The sequence below is a fragment of the Actinopolymorpha rutila genome (assembly GCF_013407855.1).
Classification (GTDB): Bacteria; Actinomycetota; Actinomycetes; order Propionibacteriales; family Actinopolymorphaceae; genus Actinopolymorpha; species Actinopolymorpha rutila.
Window position 1 is genome coordinate 4,196,637 of record NZ_JACBZH010000001.1, and the last position, 15,993, is coordinate 4,212,629.

Consider the following 15,993-nt stretch of genomic DNA (forward strand, 5'->3'; position numbering starts at 1 on the left):
CGCGATCCGGCATCATGGCGCCATCGGAGCGTCACCCTCTGATCTGAATCAGGACATCTGGCCTCGCCACCTTCCGACGACGGAGTGCGCACCCCGCACGGTGGTCGTGCCCGTGGCCGGCGTCAAGCGCTCGACCAGCGAGGCCATCTCGGCTGCCCGGGCACTCGGGCGGAACGTCGTCGCGACCTACGTCTGCGACCCGGAGGACAGGTCCGCCGCGGACCGGCTGACGCGGGAGTGGCAGTACCGGGATCCCGGCGTACCGCTGGTCCTCCTCGATGCGGATCCGCACCAACGGCTGGCCCGTCCGGTCGTGGAGTACCTCCGCCGCTACGACCACGCCGCTCCGGTGGTGCTGATCGCCGAGGTCGAGCCCGCGCACCCCTGGCTGCGGATCCTGCAGAACCAGCGGGGTGCCGTCCTCGCCCGCGCGGTGCGCCGCGGGACGAACGCCCTGGTGTGCCGGCTCAGGTTTCCCGTCCTCCCCCAAGATCGCCGGCACCACCGGCCGTCACTCCGGCCAGAACGATCGCAACGTTCCCGCGGTGATGCTCGTGGTGCACCCACTCTCCGAGCTCCCCACTGTCGAGGAGATCTCCGAAAGAGGTAGGTAGAGTGCTGCGTTCATGGACTTCCCGCTTGCTGACAAGCCGACCTTGACGGGCAACGCCGTCGTGCTTCGACCGTTCACGGCGCCCGACATCAAGGCGATGGGTCGGATACTCGCCGACCCCGAAGTGCTCCGGATGACCGGCCGAGTCCACAGTTCGGTGAAGATGTCCGACTTCCCTCCCGACCTCGACGAGTCCACCCGACGCTGGTACGGGTCCTGCGGCGAGCAGCCGGACCGACTCGACCTGGCGCTGGTTGACCGAGGCTCCGGGTGCTGCGTGGGCGAGATCGTGCTCAACCACTGGGAACCGGCCAACCAGGCGTGCCATTTTCGGATCGTGATCGCGCCGGAAGGACGCGGCCATGGGCTTGGATCGGAAGCGACCCGGTTGATCCTGCGGCACGCGTTCACAGCCACGAACCTGTTCCGGATCGAGCTTGGCGTGTTTGCGTTCAACCCCGCGGCCGTCCACGTCTACGAGGCTGCGGGTTTCCGGATCGAGGGCCGGCGGCGCGCAGCGCATGTCTTCGACGGCGAACGAGTCGACGACATCGTGATGGCGGTATTGCGCCCGGACTGGCTGGCGGCAAACCAGCAACCCTGCTGAATCGCCTCCCCGCGGCTCGTTCCGGTCGCTTAGCCGACGTGGACGTGTGGGCGACGAGAGGGGTCGCGTTCTGCCTTGCGGAGGACCTCGCGGGTGACGGGGGCGACTTCGCCGACGCCGAACAGGAAGAAGCGAAGGAAATGCGTGACCGGGTTGCCTTCGGTCCACTCGAAGTGGATGTGGGGACGAGTTCCGGTCTGGTCGCGGATGTGGAGGACGAGGGCGGCCAGAGCGTTGGGGACAGTGGAACTTTCCATCCGCAGCACGCGGTAGCGGTCGTGGAGCACCTCGCCGCGAACGCGTAGCTCGGACTCGAAGTCCGAGGGGTCGCCGACGACGACCTCGGCGAAGATGAGGTCGTCCTCGTCGGGGAGATCGTGGTCCTCGCGCATCTGGCGGATCTTGTCGCGGTACTCCGCCGGGTCACGCGCGTCGGGTTCGTTGGCGATCAGCCGCATCCGTCGGCGGGCACAGTCACGGACGAACCGCTCCGCGGTCTCGTCCAAAACGACGTCGGTGACCCGCAACTCGAACGCGCGCGCGAACCGGGACAGGAACGACACCGCGATGATCGCGGCGATGAAGCACGCGCCGATCTTCACCCCGTCGGGGCGTTCGACGACGTTGGCCAGTGTGGTGTAGACGAACACCGCGGCGATGATCCCGAACGCGACCGTCCAACCGTGTTCCCGCGCTCGACGGGCGGCGATCATGACCGCCACAGCGGCGGAGGTGATCAGGACGAGCACGCCCGTCGCGTAGGCGCCGCCCTGGGCGGTCACGTCCGCGTCGAAGATCCAGGTGATCAGGAACGCCACAGCGATGAGGACGAGCACCATCGGACGCGTGGCACGTGCCCAGTGCGGGGCCATGCCGTACCGCGGTAGGTAGCGCGGCAGCAGGTTCAACAGCCCGGCCATCGCCGACGCGCCCGCGAACCACAAGATCGCCACCGTCGACAGGTCGTAGACCGAGCCGAACACGCCGCCGAGGTGCTCGTGGGCGAGGTAGGCCAGCGCCCGTCCGTTGGCAGGCTCGCCGGGCCGGAAGTCCTTGGCGGGAATCAGCAGGGTGGTGACGATACTGCTGGTGACGAGGAAGGCGCTCATGATCAACGCCGCAGTGGTCAGCAGCTTCCTCGTACCCCTGATCCGGCCGAGGGGACGTTCCTCGGTGTCGTTCGGATCCCCCTTGACGTGCGGCATGACGGCTACTCCGGTCTCGAAACCGGACAGGCCGAGCGCGAGTTTAGGGAAGACCACCAGCGCCACGGCCACCATCATCAGCGGATCGGCGTGCTGGGTGGTCAGCGCTCGGCCCCAGTCGAGGATCAGGTGTGGGCTGGTGGCCACCTCCCACAACCCGGACACCACCACGACGACGCTCAGCAACAGGTAGGTGGCCACCAGCACCACCGCGACCCCGATCGCCTCCCGGAAACCCTTGAGGAACACCGCGCCCAGGATGGCCAGGAACACCAGCGTGATGGCCACCTCGTGCCCGTGCAGGGCAGCTGGCACGTGCGGGTTCTCCACCACGTGCGCCGTCGCGTCGGCAGCCGACAGCGTCATCGTGATCACGAAGTCCGTGGCCGCGAACCCGAGCAGGCCCAGGACGAACAGCTTGCCCCGCCAGAACGGCAGGAGCTGCTCGAGCATCGCGATCGACCCCATGCCGTGCGGGCTCTCCTTCGCCACCCGGCGATACACCGGCAGCGCACCGGCGAGAGTGACCACGACCAGGACCAACGTGGCCAGCGGTGACAGCAACCCCGCGGCGAGAGCGGCAATCGCGGGTTGGTAACCGAGGGTGGAGAAGTAGTCCAGCCCGGTCAGGCACATCACCTGCCACCACGAGTTCGTGGCATGCGCGTCGGCTGGTTCCGGGTGCGGAGCCAGCCGCTTGCTCTTGTGCGGAAGCCCCTCCAACAACCAGCCACGAAAACGCTGCGAAGCCGGACGGTCACTCAACTCGCTTGCACTGCCCACCACGAACTCCAGCCGCACCTCTCCCGAGGCGGAAGCACCGGGAACCGGTCGGCCAGCCTACGAGAATCGCCCCGAGCCCGCCCACGAGGTCCTCGCGTCGGCACGACAATGCTTAGGGCACGGGGTGAACTGCCGGGTGAGGACATCCGACGCCGTAGCCGTAGCGGGCGCCGTACGACGGGGTGCGGGACGGGGTGCGAAACGGCGTTCACCAGTGCTCACCAAGGGGCTCGTGAGGGTGATCTTGGTGGTAAAGCTGCTGTGAGGGCGTTGTAGACGCGTGTGATTCTCATCCGGGTTGTCGGAGGTTCGAACCCTCCCGGGCGCACCCGCTCTGACCTGCAGAGACAGAGGCGCCGAGGCAGGTCGACTCAAAGCTGCCCAACGTCCTCCGACAGGACGCCTCTTTACACTGTCGTCTAAGCATGTCACCCGTGGGAGGACGGCGGCCGCCGCGAACTGCCGCGCACGATCAGGGTGGTGCTCATAGTCACTGTCCGCGGCCCGGTCTCGTCGAAGCTGCCGCAGATCCGTTCCGACAGCAGGCGCGCAGCCGCCACTCCGATCTCGTAGGCGGGTTGGGCCACCACGGACAGGGGAGGCTCGACCGCCTGCGCCCAGGCGGCGTCATCGAAGCTGATCAGACCGACATCGCGACCGGTCCGTAGTCGCCGGTGGCGTAGAGCGTGGAGTACGACCAGCGCCAACATGGAGTCGACGGTCAGGAACGAGTCAGGGGGTTCCTGCCCGTCCAGCAGTTCGTCGACCATCGCAACGCCTTCCTCCGCGTGGAAGGGGATCTGACACACGACTGACGGCAGGCCGTGGCGATCGACGACGGCCTGGTATCCCTGTCGCCGCTGCTCGGCGGTGGGCGTGTCGGCAGGCCTGCTGATGCACGCCGGCCGACGCCACTGCTCGTGCAGCAAGTGCTCTGTGGCCGTCACCGCGCCTTCGAAGGACGCCGCGGTCACGAAGTCCCCTCCCCGGTCGAGTCGGCGATCGACCACCACCACCGGAATACCGGCGGCGAGCAGGCTGGAGACCTCCGAGTTGTTCGCGCGTGGGACGACCACCGCGCCGGCAACACGTTCCTGCGCGGCCACGTCGAGGTAGCGACGTTCGCGTGCTTCGTCTTCCTCGGTGTTGTAGAGCAGGACTGAGAAGCCGAGTTCGGAGGCTGCTTCCTCCACGCCACGGGCGAGAGCTGTGTAGAAGGGATTGTTGATGTTGGTGATGACCAGTGCCCACACCCGCGTCCCGCGACGCCTGAGGTTTCGAGCGATCGCGTTCGGCTGGTAACGGAGTTTCGCGGCCGCTGCGCGCACTCGATCGGCGAGCACCGGATCTACCGAACGACTGTTGTTGAGGGCCCTGGAAACCGTGGCGACGGACACCTGGGCCGCCTCGGCGACGTCAACCAGACGAGGCATACGTGGTGGGGTGATCGGCCGCCGACCTCTCGCGCTGCCAGAGCCCTCATCAAGGTCCATACTGGCCCCCGACCGCCGGCTCAGGTGACCTTCCAGACCTCGCCGGCGCAGAGCACCGCCTTGTGTGGTCGGTACGTACGACCGGCGACCTCCAGCGCCCTCAGTGGCAGTTCGCCTCCCATCACCTGTAGCCGGCCCGGTCCGTCGCTGGAGCTCGGCTCCCAGGTGCCGAACGCCGAACCTGTCGACCAAAACGCTGACCCAGACCCGCGCCGCACCCCCACGGTCATGACCTGGTCGACGCCGGAGTAGCTGATCGCGTTCCAGGTCGCGAACGCCGACCAGCTTGCCATCGCCCGCGCGTAGTGGTGCCCGCACTCGGCCTCGTCGAACGGGTTACGCCTGCGTCCGTCGTACCGCGACCGGATCGCGTCGATGATTTCCATGGCTCGCTCGGTTTCACCAACCTGCAGGAGGCCAGTGGCCGCGGTGTACTCGAATCCCGTCATCACCTCACCGAAGTACGGGAACGGCCGCACCGGACGCTTGTCGTCGTCGTAGGTGCACATCAAGGCAGCCGCCTCGTCTCCGAGGACGAAGCTGCGCATGGGGTTGAAGTGGTGTGCGAACCCGCGGCGGAAGTTCCTCTTGTGGACGGCGAGCAGCGCCGAGCGAACGTGCTGGTCGTCCAGGAGTGCTCCGAGACCGGCCAGTGTCGCGGCGTATTGCCCCACCAGTTGGTCGATCAGGCATCCGTCAGCCAACTGCAGGTCGGGGTCGATGGTGTTGGCAGACCCCATACTGTGGTGCCGCAGCCCTTCGGCGATCTTGTCGGCGTCTGCGACCGGGCGCACCTCGTGCCTGTAGTAGTCGCCGTTGAAGAGGTTCCCGTCCAGCCACGCCGAGCCGTTCTCAAACAACGCGTGGCAGCGCTCGGCGAAGTCGGACTCCCCTACGGCACGGGCCATCTCCTCAGCCGCCCGCAGCGCCGCGAGGTACCACGACCCCATTTGAGGATTGGGCCCGTAGTACTCCACGTCCATGGTGTTGTGCTGGACGCCTTCCATGACGCCGTCTTGGTCGGCGTCCCAGCCGCCGGGTATCCAGCAGAACTCAAGACTGCGGCGCGCTGCCGGCCACAACGAACGCAATAGGTCGTGGTCCCCGCTGAGTTTCCAGTCGAGGTACAGGTGCACCAGGCACGCCATCTGGCCGTCCGCTGCCGCCAGACGCCAAACCCGCGAGTCCTCCACCGGCAGGCCCGCACGGAAGCTCATCAGGCCCGACTCGTCGGTGCAACGCGCGTACTGTGTGGTCCGGAACGACCGCGCGACGGGCGCAAACAGCAGCGACGTCGCGAATTCATATCCCCACACGTGAGTGCACGTGCCGTGGCAGCTGCCGGTGCGGTCGCCGACACCCTCCCAGCCGTAGTAGTCCCCGGCCGCGGACTGGAAGACCGTCGGACTGCGCAACGTGCTGAGGTTGAACAGAGCCGCCTCCCGCAATGACACAGGCGCGTCGGTGTCGACCACAGCGCGAATCGCGTCAATCGTCACGCGTTCGAGCTCGGGGAGCCGCTCGGCCACCAAGGCTGCGGTCGCCCACGAATCCGGATGAGCGACGGAGTAGGCGTTGCCGATCACGGCGTCGCCGTACTCGCCCAGGTGCGTTCCGGAACCGCTCCAGGCGCGGCGGTTCGGGAAGTTCCAGGTGAGCAGGTACGTGACGTCGGCCGTCCCCCCGGCGGGCATGTCCAGCATCGCGGCCAACGACGCCACCGGACGCTCGATCTGCGACTCCCGCTCCCCCAGCACGCCGTCGTCGGCGAGGTCGTCCCAGAAGTCCAGTAGGGAGCCGCCCCAGCTCAGGTCTGCCCACCTTGTGCGGTGGCTGACATTGGCGTCGGAGGGCGCGATCATCGCCATCGTCAGCTCGCCTGCGGCCTCCGCGTCGTCACTCAGGCTTTCAGCCGTCATCGTGATGCCGTGTAGTGACCCGGATTCTCGCTTGGTGTTCTGGTTGTGGCCGGTCTCGTCCGCGGTCCCGTTAGCTCCGACGAGGTTGCTCATCGACATGGCGATGGTGGTGTGCACCGGTTCGTCACCTCGGTTGTGCAGCCGGTAGCGCAGCACTGCCACGGGAAGGCTGCTGGTCGCGATGTCGCCGAACACCAGCGGGTTGAAGCCCTGCACTGTGACCTCGAGCGGGAACGCGTCGTCGCGCAACCGGACCTGACCGAACGGGTAGGCCGCATCGAACCCGCACTCGGCGAAGCGGGGTAGACCGTGGTTGGGTGCCGGTGAGCCGAACGCGCCCTCGTAGTTCTCGACCGGTAACGGTCCCTCGGCCACCAGCGTCTCGGCGGGGTCGTTCCCAGTGGCGGCCCGGACGGCGACGAACATCACGTCGGGTCGGAACCCTTTGGCGGGACGGTTGCCGAGTTCGAAGTCGCGCAAGTCGCCCCGGCCGCCGAGACAGATCGTGCCAGTGCCGATGCCACCGAGCGGCAGCGCTATCCGGTCCAAGTGAGCGGCGTCGTAGGAGCGGAGCACCGGCCAGTCAGCAGCAATCATGGTCGTCCTGTCTCAAGGGCATGGCGATGAATTCGTGAGGCGGTCGATGAGGGCTCGGCCGTGGTCGAGGGTGGCGGTGGCAGCCGCTGCCCAAAGCAGCGCGAGCGGGCAGAGTCCGAGGAAGCCGAGCGCCAGGCTGACCGACGGTAGGACCGAGCCGAACAGGCCCACCGCGCAGAGCGTGCCCAGCACCGGAACCGGACGCCGGGTGGCCGCGTACAGGCCGACCAGCCAGGCCTCCCGGGCAGGGCAGCCCCCAGGTAGCCGATCAGCATGCAGCCGGTACGGTAGCGCGACGATCATGATCGCCGTCGCGATCGCGGTCACCGCAGTGCAGGCGGCCGCCGACCCGACCGCCCAGAGTTGCCCGTAGACCGTCCAGGTCTCGACAGCCACAGCGGTCAGCACAGCTGCCCCGGCTGGCGGCGCGACCATCGGTAGCGCCGCTCTGAGGTCCCGATTGAGCCCACGAGCCAGGTCGCCGATGCCTCGGTGATCACCGGCCAGCAGCACCATCGCGGTCTGCAGCAGTGGCGCCACGGCGAGCAGGAAGGCGACGCTAAGCATCGTCGTACCGACAATCCCGAGCACCGGCGCCAGCACACGGGCCAGGCCGAGCGGCAGCACCGCCAGGCCGGAGCCCGCGAGCAGCACCGGCAGGTTAGGCCACAGCAGCATGGCGGCCCGGCGGAGGGGATCCGGATGCCGTCTGGGTGCGTCGTCCAGCACTGGCCATCCCCGCGATTCCATGGTCATCCGCGGATCCCGACCGAGGCGACGCTTTCGATGAACGCGCGCTGGAACGCGATGAAGACAATCAGCGTCGGCACTACGACGATCGTGATCCCGGCGAAGACCACGCCGGCCGGCCCGCCGCCCTGCCCAGCCGAGAGGGTGACCAGACCGATGGGCAACGTCATCTTCTCCGGCGTGGAGAGGAAGATCAGCGGGCCGAAGTAGTTGTTCCAGGAGGACTCGAATCCCAGGATGGCCAGCGCCGAAAGCGCCGGGCCTGCCAGCGGAATCATGATCTGGAACAGGATCCGCAGGTGCCCGGCGCCGTCGATCCGGGCGGCCTCGTCCAGCTCCCGCGGGATCGTGTTGAAGTACTGGCGCAGGAAGAAGATCGCGAACACGTTGATCAACGCTGGCAGCCACAGCGCCGCCAGGGTGTCGACCAGCTCCAGCCGGCGCATCAGGATGAAGATCGGAATGATCGTCAGCTGACCCGGCACCATCAGCGCGCTGAGCAACAGCAGGAACACCTGGTTGCGGCCGCGGAACTCGATCCGGGAGAACGAGTACGCGGCCAGCGAGGCGGTGAGCAGCGAACCGGCCACGCTGATCACGGCAACGATCAGGCTGTTCAGCGCCATTCGGCCAATCGGCATCAGGCCAGCCATGTCTGTGAAGCTCTGGAGGCTGAACGGGACCGGCAGCCACCGCGGCGGCAGCTGGAAAGCCTCGGCCGGCTCGGTCAGGCTCGTGGAGATCATCCAGACCAGTGGCGCCACCATCAGCACACCGATCACCCCCAGGACCACACTGATCAGCAGCCGGCCGGCCCGGACCGGACGCCGCCGGTGGTAGCGGGCCCGTGAGAGGTGCGGTTCGGTCGTGCTCATGCGTTGTGCACCCACTTCCGCGAGCCCCAGAACTGGAGCAGCGTGACCCCCATGATCACCACGAACACGGCCAGCGCGATGGTCGACCCATAACCGACCTGGAATGCCTGGAAGGTCGTCTGGTAGAGGTACATGACCACGGAGATAGTGGAGTCATTGGGCCCGCCGCGGGTGATGATCTGGATCGGGTCGAAGATCTGGAACGCGCCAATGAAGGTGATCACCGAGGCGAAGAACATGGTCGGCGACATCATCGGCAAGGTGATGTGGAAGAACGTCTGGAATCGGTTCGCCCCATCGCAGCGGGCCGCCTCCACCATCTCCGACGGCACCGTCTGCAGCCCGGCCAGCATGATCAGGAACGTGTAGCCGATGGTGTGCCAGAAGTCGATACCGATGATCGACGGCAGCGCCCAGGCCGGATCGGTGAACCAGCCCGGCGGATCGATACTCAGCTCCTTGAGGTAGTAGCTGAAGATGCCGAACGTCGGGTCGAGCACGTACTTCCACAGCAGCGCGACTGCCGCCCAGGAAATCAGGAAGGGGAAGAACACCGCCGTTCGGACGAAGTAGGAAAGCACCTTGTTGATGCCGCGGTTGACCGCGATCGCGAGGAGCAGTCCGCCGGCGAGGTGGGTGACCATGGAGGCGAACGCGAAGACGAAGGTGTTGCGCAGCGAGTGCAGCAGAAGGCCGTCCTCTACAACCCGGCGGAAATTGTCCAGGCCAACGAACTTCGGCGGGGTCAGCAGGTCGTAGGAGAACAGCGACATGCCGAGCCCGACCATGAAGGGGCCGAGGATGAACACGGCGAACAGCAGCAGGGACGGGGACAGGAAGAGCCAGCCCGCCAATGGGTTCGCCCGGCCGGTCCCGGCCGGGCGGCCTGCTCGCCCGGTATCGCGGCGATCGCGCACCGCGACGTCGGTCGCCACGGTCATTTCAGCAGGTCCTGCAGCTTCTTGTTGGCTTCGGTCAGCGCAGCCTGCGGTTCCTTGGTGCCGCTGATCCCCTGCAGCCAGGCCTCCTCGATCACCTTCTGACACTCCGCGCCGCGGTCCGGCCCCGGGATCGGCGTCGCGTCCTTAAGCAGCTCGACCAGCAGCTCGGTGTTCTGCGGCGCGTCCTTGAGGAAGTCCGCACCGGTCGCGTCGGAGATGCGGGCCGGAACGGCGCCGCCGCCACCAGTGGTGATTGCGTCGCCGAACTGCTCCGAGATCAGGTACTTGATCAGGGTCCAGGCCGCGTCCTTGTTCTTCGACTGCTTCAGGATCGGCCAGGCGTCCCAGCCGACCGGGGAACCAACGCCGGCGTTCTTCGGCCAGCGGACCAGCCTCACCTTGCCGACGAACTTGACCCGACGCAGGTCATTGGTCGGCCACCGCCCACCGCCGAACGTGGCCAGCTTGCCCTGAGCCATTAGGGTCGCCGCCTCTAGGTTGCCACCGGGCTTGGGAGCCAAGCCGTCGACGACCAGCTGCCGGGCGAACGTCAGCGCCTCGACCGCGGCGGGCGAGTCGTACTGCGGAGTCTTCCAGTCCGCGCTGAGCGCCGAGGTGTCATTGTTGGTCAGCCAGGTCATCACGTCGGTGAAGTAGCCCGAGCCTGCTACGGTGAGGAATGCGCCGGTCTTCTCCTTGATCGTCTTGCCGGCGGCCCGGAATTCCTCCCAGGTCCAGGCCTGCGGGATGTTCAGGCCGGCCTTGCCGAAGAGTTCAGTGTTCAGATACATCGCCATTGTGTTGTACCCGCCGGGCATGAAGTAGGTCTTGCCGTCGGGCGAGGCGTATTCCTTCAGCCACTTCCGCAAGTTGGGCGGCGTGTCGGCATAGTAGGCGTCTACCGCCGCCTTGTCCTTCTGGATGTAAGGATCCAGCGGCTCAAGTAGCTGCTTCGAGGCGAAGATCCGTTGACCCTCGGTCGCGATCTGTACCACGTCGAGCGACTGGCCACCGGCTAGCCGAGTGGCCACTGTGTTGGCGAAGGCGGCCCACGAGTCTGCGGCGATGCCCTGAGCCTTCAGGGTGATGTCTGGATACTTCGCGCGGAACTTTGTAAAGAGCTTGTCGTAGGCCTTCTGCGACTCCGCATCGCCGTAGTAGACGAAGGTGACCGTGCCGGAGGTGGCACCTCCCGGTCCGGTATCGCCCTCCCCACCGCAGCCGGCCAGGACCGATCCGAACGCCGGCACGAGGGCCGCACCACCAACACGGCCGAGGAACTTGCGCCGCGAATAGCTCGGTCGGCCGGGAGGGGCAGGAAGTGGATTCATGACCAGTCTCCTCGCACCGAGTAATCGATTTCCCGAGAAGCTAGGTGCGCCGGACTGAGCTGTCAATGACGCGGCCGGGGTCGGCCATCAGTGACCGGACCCCGAAATCAAACGCCAAGAAAACAGCGTAGAAGGGGCCCCCGAAACCGTCCTGTCAGGACGATTGTCAACGACGACGGGAAGACGGCAACGTTGGGATCAGCAGCTGTTTAGCGGTGTACCCGGAATGCGTTCCGCGGTGAAGCCTGGTGCGGCGCCAGCAGGCAATGATTCGGGTGAGCAGGGTCGTGGCCGCGCCGGACAGCCCTACCAACTGCGTGACGCCGACGGCAGTGCAGTCACCTTCGAGCAGCCCGAACGATCATCGCCGAGCGTTACGCGGCCCCCAAGGACCTGTGGGCCCGGCGCAGGACCACCAGACACACGGGAACGGACCGGCGAAGCAAGGAGTCGTCACCCGCTCCGTCAACCGGCCCGTCCACCACCCACGCTACGACACGCGGAGCAGCCTGAACGAGCTTGACACTTCTTAGGAACTCAACGCCAGCACAACAAGTACCCGCGTTCATCGACGCCAACCGCTATCGACAAATCACGTCGGGAGGAAAGTCCCTAACGCCAGTCAACGCCCTCGGTCCAGCGCGGCCGGCAATACTGCCGCTGGCCGTCCAGCGGCACGCGCTGCGGGGCCGTACCACGCCAGAACCACAAAGACCCGGACCTTCGGCCCGCCTCCATATGGTCCATCAACGAGTGCCGTCCGCAGCGCGGCTCGGGCGGGGGCACCAGACCGTGACGTCCAATGGTTCGGCGACCTGGGACGCCGACAGTCGAACCCGCCGCGCGCCGGTTAGGACGATTCACCCGCCGGACGTGCTGGTCGAGGACTGCGCGAAGCTGCTCAGCGTCAGCGGGAGCGTCGAAACCGCGCTTAGGCAATCTGGTGACGATGCAGGACTTCGGGTCGGGGCCAACGACTTCGGGTCGGGGCCAACGACTTCGGGTCGGGGCCAACGACTTCGGGTCGGGGCCAACGACTTCGGTGCGAGGTGCGGGGCTCGGCGGCCACTCTGCTGCCAACCGCTCATTCCGACACGCTGAGCGACCAGTCGTAGGACACTTAGCCCGGATTCACCGATGGGCGTGGTGGTGTGAGCGTGGCGTGAGGAGCGGATGCCCTTGTGTGTTGGAGGATCGGACTTGTCGAAGGTCGAAACTCTGGCACTACGAAGGGCATCCGCAAGATGCAACTGTCTCACACGTTCGCGGCGACTTCGGCGGTGTTCGACGAGCCGAATCTGGTGTCGTCGGCAGGCCTGGTCCCGGTGATGGGGCTGGCGGAGTCGGCTGGGTTGGCCGACCTTGTCGATGCATGTCTGAGCGTGCCGACCGATAAAGGTGCCAACGCCGGCTCGAAGGTGGCGTCGCTGGTGGGTGGGATGGTCGCCGGGGCGGACAGCATCGACGACATGGCGCTGCTCCGCCATGGTGGGATGGGCCGGGTCTTCACCGGCACCTATGCGCCGTCGACGCTGGGGTCGTTCCTGCGCTCGTTCACCTTCGGCCACGTCCGCCAGCTCGATGCGGTCGCCTCGCGGCTGCTGACCGGGCTGGCGACCAGGACGCCGCTGGTGGCCGGGATCAACGGCATCAATGACTACGCGGTCGTCGACATCGACGACACGATCGTCGAAGTCCACGGGTATGCCAAGCAGGGGGCGGGGTTCGGCTACTCCGGAGTGCGCGGCCTGAACGCCCTGCTGGCCACGCTCACCACCGGGCAGACCGCACCGGTGATCGTGGCGCAGCGGCTCCGCAAAGGCTCCTGCGGCTCCGCACGCGGCGCGAAACGCCTGGTTCGTGACGCGTTGAAGACCGTGAAGACCCTCCGAGGCGCCGGCACCGAAGAGTCGTCTGCGGCCCCTGTGCTCGTGCGGGCGGACTCGGCGTTCTATGGCCGGCCCACCATCGCCGCCGCTGTCGGCGCGGGCGCGCAGGTGTCGGTCACCGTCCGCCTGGACACGCCCGTGAAGAAGGCCATCGCCACCATCGCTGACGACGCGTGGCACACGATCGAGTACCCGCACGCGGTCTATGACGAGACCACCGACTGCTGGATCTCCCGGGCTCAGGTCGCAGAGCTACCGTTCACCGCCTTCAGCGGGAAGAAGAAGGCCGACCAGGTGCCCGGCCGGCTGGTGGTCCGCCGCATCCCCGACCTCAACACCACACCCGGGCAGGACGGCCTGTTCGACGTGTGGCGGTTCCACGCCTTCTTCACCACCGTGCCCACCCAGGCGATGGACACCGTGACCGTGGACAAGACCCACCGAGCCCACGCGATCATCGAACAAGTCCATGCCGACCTGAAGAACTCAGCCCTGGCGCACCTGCCCTCGGGCCGGTTCGCCGCGAACGCCGCCTGGCTCGTCCTGGCCGTGATGGCGTTCAACCTGACCCGCGCCGCGGCCACTCTCACCGGGCCGGCGCTGGCCCGCGCGACCACGGCCACGATCCGCCGCAAGCTGATCGCCGTCCCCGCACGCATCGCGCACTCCGCCCGACGGATCACGCTGCACCTGCCGACCGCCTGGCCGTGGGAAACCGCGTGGACACGCCTGTTCACCCACGCCTGCGGGCCACCCACCCCGGCAACAACCTGACCACCCAGCCTCCTACGGCGCGAACCGGAACCCCGAACGTGGACACCTGGCAACCAGGCCAGGCGAAAGCGCCTGCCCCCAACCACAGCCCAGCAGCAACGCGCCCCCGGAAACGATCACCTACAGCCCATCGGTGGATTCGGGCTTAGGGGTCAACCGGACAAGGCCTGAGGATGCGCAAGGAGCCAGTCACTGAAGCGCAGGAACGGCTGCATTCGGCGAAGCCATCCGGCTGGATCTTTGTCGAGCCACGCCCCTGCAGGAAAGAAGACCATCACTGCAACCGTGTAAGGAGTAAGGGCTTGCCGTTCTTGGGCGGTAAGTTTCCATCCAGCAGCAGTCTCGTACTCCTCGATGAAGTTCGGCACTCGATCCCACGGGACTGCGCTCGGTTCCACGGGCAACTCTTCGGCATGCGTGAACACCGTCTACCCGAAGGAGAATGCCAGATCATGGATGCGTGGCCTATTAGCCGCGTAGGCGAAGTCGAGGTAGACAGTCTCGCCACCGTGGGCCCTACCGACGTCCTCCAGGTTGATGTCACCGTGGACGATCTGGCTCGGAAGCCGAACAGGCGGAACCCAGCGGCGACGTACGGCTTTGATGAGGTCATCAAGCGTATTGGCGAGCCGTATCGCCTGGGAATCGTCTCTTACAGCAGTCCGAGTGAGCGACAGCCATAACGTGCTCGGCGAAGCGAAGAAGGGCAGAACGGGACGCGGCATCACTGCATCGATGTTCACGAGAGCACCTTGCAGTTGCCCCATGGCCCGGAACACCCAGGGGTAGGCATCCCACGGTCAAGTCCATTGGCGTGGTGTAGCGGTCGTGTCGCGTGATCCTCTTGGTGGTTAGGCGCTGAGCGCCTTGAGGTCGGTGTCGGTCACCTCCTCGGTCTCGGTGGCGCGGGCTTTGGCGAGGAGGTCCAGGCCGAGGTAGCGGCGGCCTTCGATCCATTCGTCGTGTTGTTCGGCGAGGACGGCTCCGACGAGGCGGATGAGGGAGTTGCGGTCGGGGAAGATCCCGACGACGTCGGTGCGGCGGCGGATCTCGCGGTTGAGGCGTTCTTGGGGGTTGTTGGACCAGATCTGTCGCCATAGCTGCTTGGGGAAGCCGGTGAACGCCAGCACGTCGGTCCGGGCGGCCTCGAGGTGGTCGGCGACCTTGGGTAGCTTGTCGGCCAGGGCGTCCAGGACGCGGTTGAACTGGTCGTGGACCGCGGCGGTGTCGGGCTGGTCATAGACCGAGTGCAGCAGCGTCCGCACCCACGGCCAGGACGCCTTCGGGGTCACGGCCATGAGGTTGGCGGCGTAGTGGGTGCGGCACCGTTGCCAGCCCGCGCCCGGGAGTGTGGCGCCGATCGCTGCGACCAGACCTGCGTGGGCGTCAGAGGTCACCAGGCCCACGCCGGACAGGCCGCGGGCGACCAGGCCGCGCAGGAATCCCAGCCAGCCGGCGCCGTCTTCGGCGGAGGTGACGTCGATGCCGAGGATCTCTCGGTGTCCGTCGGCGTTGACACCGGTCGCGACGAGTGCGTGCACCCCGACGACCCGGCCGCCCTCTCTGACCTTCAGCACCAGGGCGTCCATCGCGACGAACGTGTACGGACCTTGATCGAGGGGGCGGGTGCGGAACGCCTCGACCTGCTCGTCCAGCTCCGCCGCCATCACGCTCACTTGTGACTTGGACAGGCGGGTGATGCCGAGTTGTTCGACGAGTTTCTCCATCCGCCGCGTCGATACCCCGAGCAGGTAGCAGGTGGCCACCACCGACGTCAGGGCCCGTTCGGCCCGGCGTCGCCGTTCCAGCAGCCAGTCCGGGAAGTACGAACCGGAGCGGAGCTTGGGGATCGCGACATCGATCGTGCCGGTACGGGTGTCGAAGTCGCGGTGACGGTAGCCGTTACGGGAGTTGGTGCGGTCCGGGCTGGGCTGACCGTAGGGGGCGCCGCAGACCGCGTCGACTTCGGCACCCATCAGGGCGTCGATGAACGTCGACAGCAGGTCGCGCAGCAGGTCCGGCGACGCAGCAGCCAGCTGTTCGTGCAGGAACCGGTCAGGGGTCATACTGGGCTTGGCGGTCATCGCGTAGGTCTCCTTGAGCTTGAGCGGGAACTCAGTTCGAAGGATCACGCGATGACCGCCCTTACGCGTCTACGACACGCCCATCAACAAGGCGCCTGCGGTACACCACTCTGCTGGACGCCACTCATCCCA

13 protein-coding genes are annotated in these 15,993 nt (G+C 66.8%); 3 read left to right on the forward strand and 10 right to left on the reverse strand.

Annotated elements, in window-relative coordinates; genetic code table 11:
- Positions 1-112 precede the first annotated feature (112 nt).
- A complete protein-coding gene (locus tag F4554_RS18715) occupies positions 113-610 on the forward strand; it encodes a hypothetical protein (protein ID WP_179788761.1) in 498 nt (165 codons plus the stop codon).
- Between the two features lie 16 nt (positions 611-626).
- The gene (locus tag F4554_RS18720) at positions 627-1,220 is read left to right on the forward strand and encodes a GNAT family N-acetyltransferase (protein WP_179788762.1); all 594 of its coding nucleotides are present in this window, start codon (positions 627-629) and stop codon (positions 1,218-1,220) included.
- A 29-nt stretch (positions 1,221-1,249) separates the two neighbouring features.
- On the opposite strand, the gene F4554_RS18725 is transcribed toward F4554_RS18720, so the two are convergent.
- The 7 genes from F4554_RS18725 to F4554_RS18755 all read right to left on the reverse strand — a co-directional run bounded on the left by F4554_RS18725 (position 1,250) and on the right by F4554_RS18755 (position 11,114).
- Positions 1,250-3,151, reverse strand: coding sequence for an APC family permease (locus tag F4554_RS18725; RefSeq protein WP_337796098.1), 1,902 nt, complete (start codon positions 3,149-3,151; stop codon positions 1,250-1,252).
- Between the two features lie 485 nt (positions 3,152-3,636).
- A complete protein-coding gene (locus tag F4554_RS18730) occupies positions 3,637-4,641 on the reverse strand; it encodes a LacI family DNA-binding transcriptional regulator (protein WP_179788764.1) in 1,005 nt (334 codons plus the stop codon).
- An 80-nt stretch (positions 4,642-4,721) separates the two neighbouring features.
- Positions 4,722-7,217 (reverse strand): GH116 family glycosyl-hydrolase, encoded by a 2,496-nt coding sequence (locus F4554_RS18735; RefSeq protein WP_179788765.1) that lies wholly within the window; start codon positions 7,215-7,217, stop codon positions 4,722-4,724.
- 12 nt (positions 7,218-7,229) lie between these two features.
- Entirely contained in the window at positions 7,230-7,946 is a 717-nt protein-coding gene (locus F4554_RS18740) for a hypothetical protein (RefSeq protein ID WP_179788766.1), read from the reverse strand.
- A 23-nt stretch (positions 7,947-7,969) separates the two neighbouring features.
- Positions 7,970-8,842, reverse strand: coding sequence for a carbohydrate ABC transporter permease (locus tag F4554_RS18745; RefSeq protein WP_092654673.1), 873 nt, complete (start codon positions 8,840-8,842; stop codon positions 7,970-7,972).
- Positions 8,839-9,783 carry a carbohydrate ABC transporter permease gene (locus F4554_RS18750; RefSeq protein WP_179788767.1) on the reverse strand — a complete coding sequence of 315 codons (945 nt, stop codon included), beginning with the start codon at positions 9,781-9,783 and terminating at the stop codon, positions 8,839-8,841. The genes F4554_RS18745 and F4554_RS18750 overlap by 4 nt, the downstream gene beginning before the upstream one ends.
- Entirely contained in the window at positions 9,780-11,114 is a 1,335-nt protein-coding gene (locus F4554_RS18755) for an ABC transporter substrate-binding protein (RefSeq protein ID WP_179788768.1), read from the reverse strand. Before F4554_RS18755 ends, F4554_RS18750 begins: the two co-directional genes overlap by 4 nt.
- 1,244 nt (positions 11,115-12,358) lie before the next feature.
- On the opposite strand from F4554_RS18755, the gene F4554_RS18760 reads away from it, so the two are divergent.
- Positions 12,359-13,777: an IS1380 family transposase gene (locus F4554_RS18760; RefSeq protein ID WP_179785658.1), complete on the forward strand. Its 1,419-nt coding sequence runs from the start codon at positions 12,359-12,361 to the stop codon at positions 13,775-13,777.
- Between the two features lie 152 nt (positions 13,778-13,929).
- On the opposite strand, the gene F4554_RS18765 is transcribed toward F4554_RS18760, so the two are convergent.
- From F4554_RS18765 to F4554_RS18775, 3 genes are all read right to left on the reverse strand, one after another.
- On the reverse strand, positions 13,930-14,145 hold the full coding sequence (locus tag F4554_RS18765) for a hypothetical protein (RefSeq protein ID WP_179788769.1): 216 nt from the start codon (positions 14,143-14,145) through the stop codon (positions 13,930-13,932).
- A gap of 60 nt (positions 14,146-14,205) precedes the next feature.
- Positions 14,206-14,544: a phosphotransferase gene (locus F4554_RS18770; RefSeq protein ID WP_272955889.1), complete on the reverse strand. Its 339-nt coding sequence runs from the start codon at positions 14,542-14,544 to the stop codon at positions 14,206-14,208.
- 84 nt (positions 14,545-14,628) lie between these two features.
- Complete coding sequence (locus tag F4554_RS18775; protein WP_179791220.1) at positions 14,629-15,861, reverse strand: IS256 family transposase; 1,233 nt, start codon at positions 15,859-15,861, stop codon at positions 14,629-14,631.
- Positions 15,862-15,993: the final 132 nt, after the last annotated feature.

Coding starts and splice junctions, on each gene's coding strand:
- F4554_RS18720 (WP_179788762.1), top strand. CDS start 627: ATGGACTTCCCGCTTGCTGACAAGCCGACCTTGACGGGCAACGCCGTC.
- F4554_RS18730 (WP_179788764.1), bottom strand. CDS start 4,641: ATGCCTCGTCTGGTTGACGTCGCCGAGGCGGCCCAGGTGTCCGTCGCC.
- F4554_RS18735 (WP_179788765.1), bottom strand. CDS start 7,217: ATGATTGCTGCTGACTGGCCGGTGCTCCGCTCCTACGACGCCGCTCAC.
- F4554_RS18745 (WP_092654673.1), bottom strand. CDS start 8,842: ATGAGCACGACCGAACCGCACCTCTCACGGGCCCGCTACCACCGGCGG.
- F4554_RS18750 (WP_179788767.1), bottom strand. CDS start 9,783: ATGACCGTGGCGACCGACGTCGCGGTGCGCGATCGCCGCGATACCGGG.
- F4554_RS18755 (WP_179788768.1), bottom strand. CDS start 11,114: ATGAATCCACTTCCTGCCCCTCCCGGCCGACCGAGCTATTCGCGGCGC.
- F4554_RS18760 (WP_179785658.1), top strand. CDS start 12,359: ATGCAACTGTCTCACACGTTCGCGGCGACTTCGGCGGTGTTCGACGAG.
- F4554_RS18770 (WP_272955889.1), bottom strand. CDS start 14,544: ATGGGGCAACTGCAAGGTGCTCTCGTGAACATCGATGCAGTGATGCCG.
- F4554_RS18775 (WP_179791220.1), bottom strand. CDS start 15,861: ATGACCGCCAAGCCCAGTATGACCCCTGACCGGTTCCTGCACGAACAG.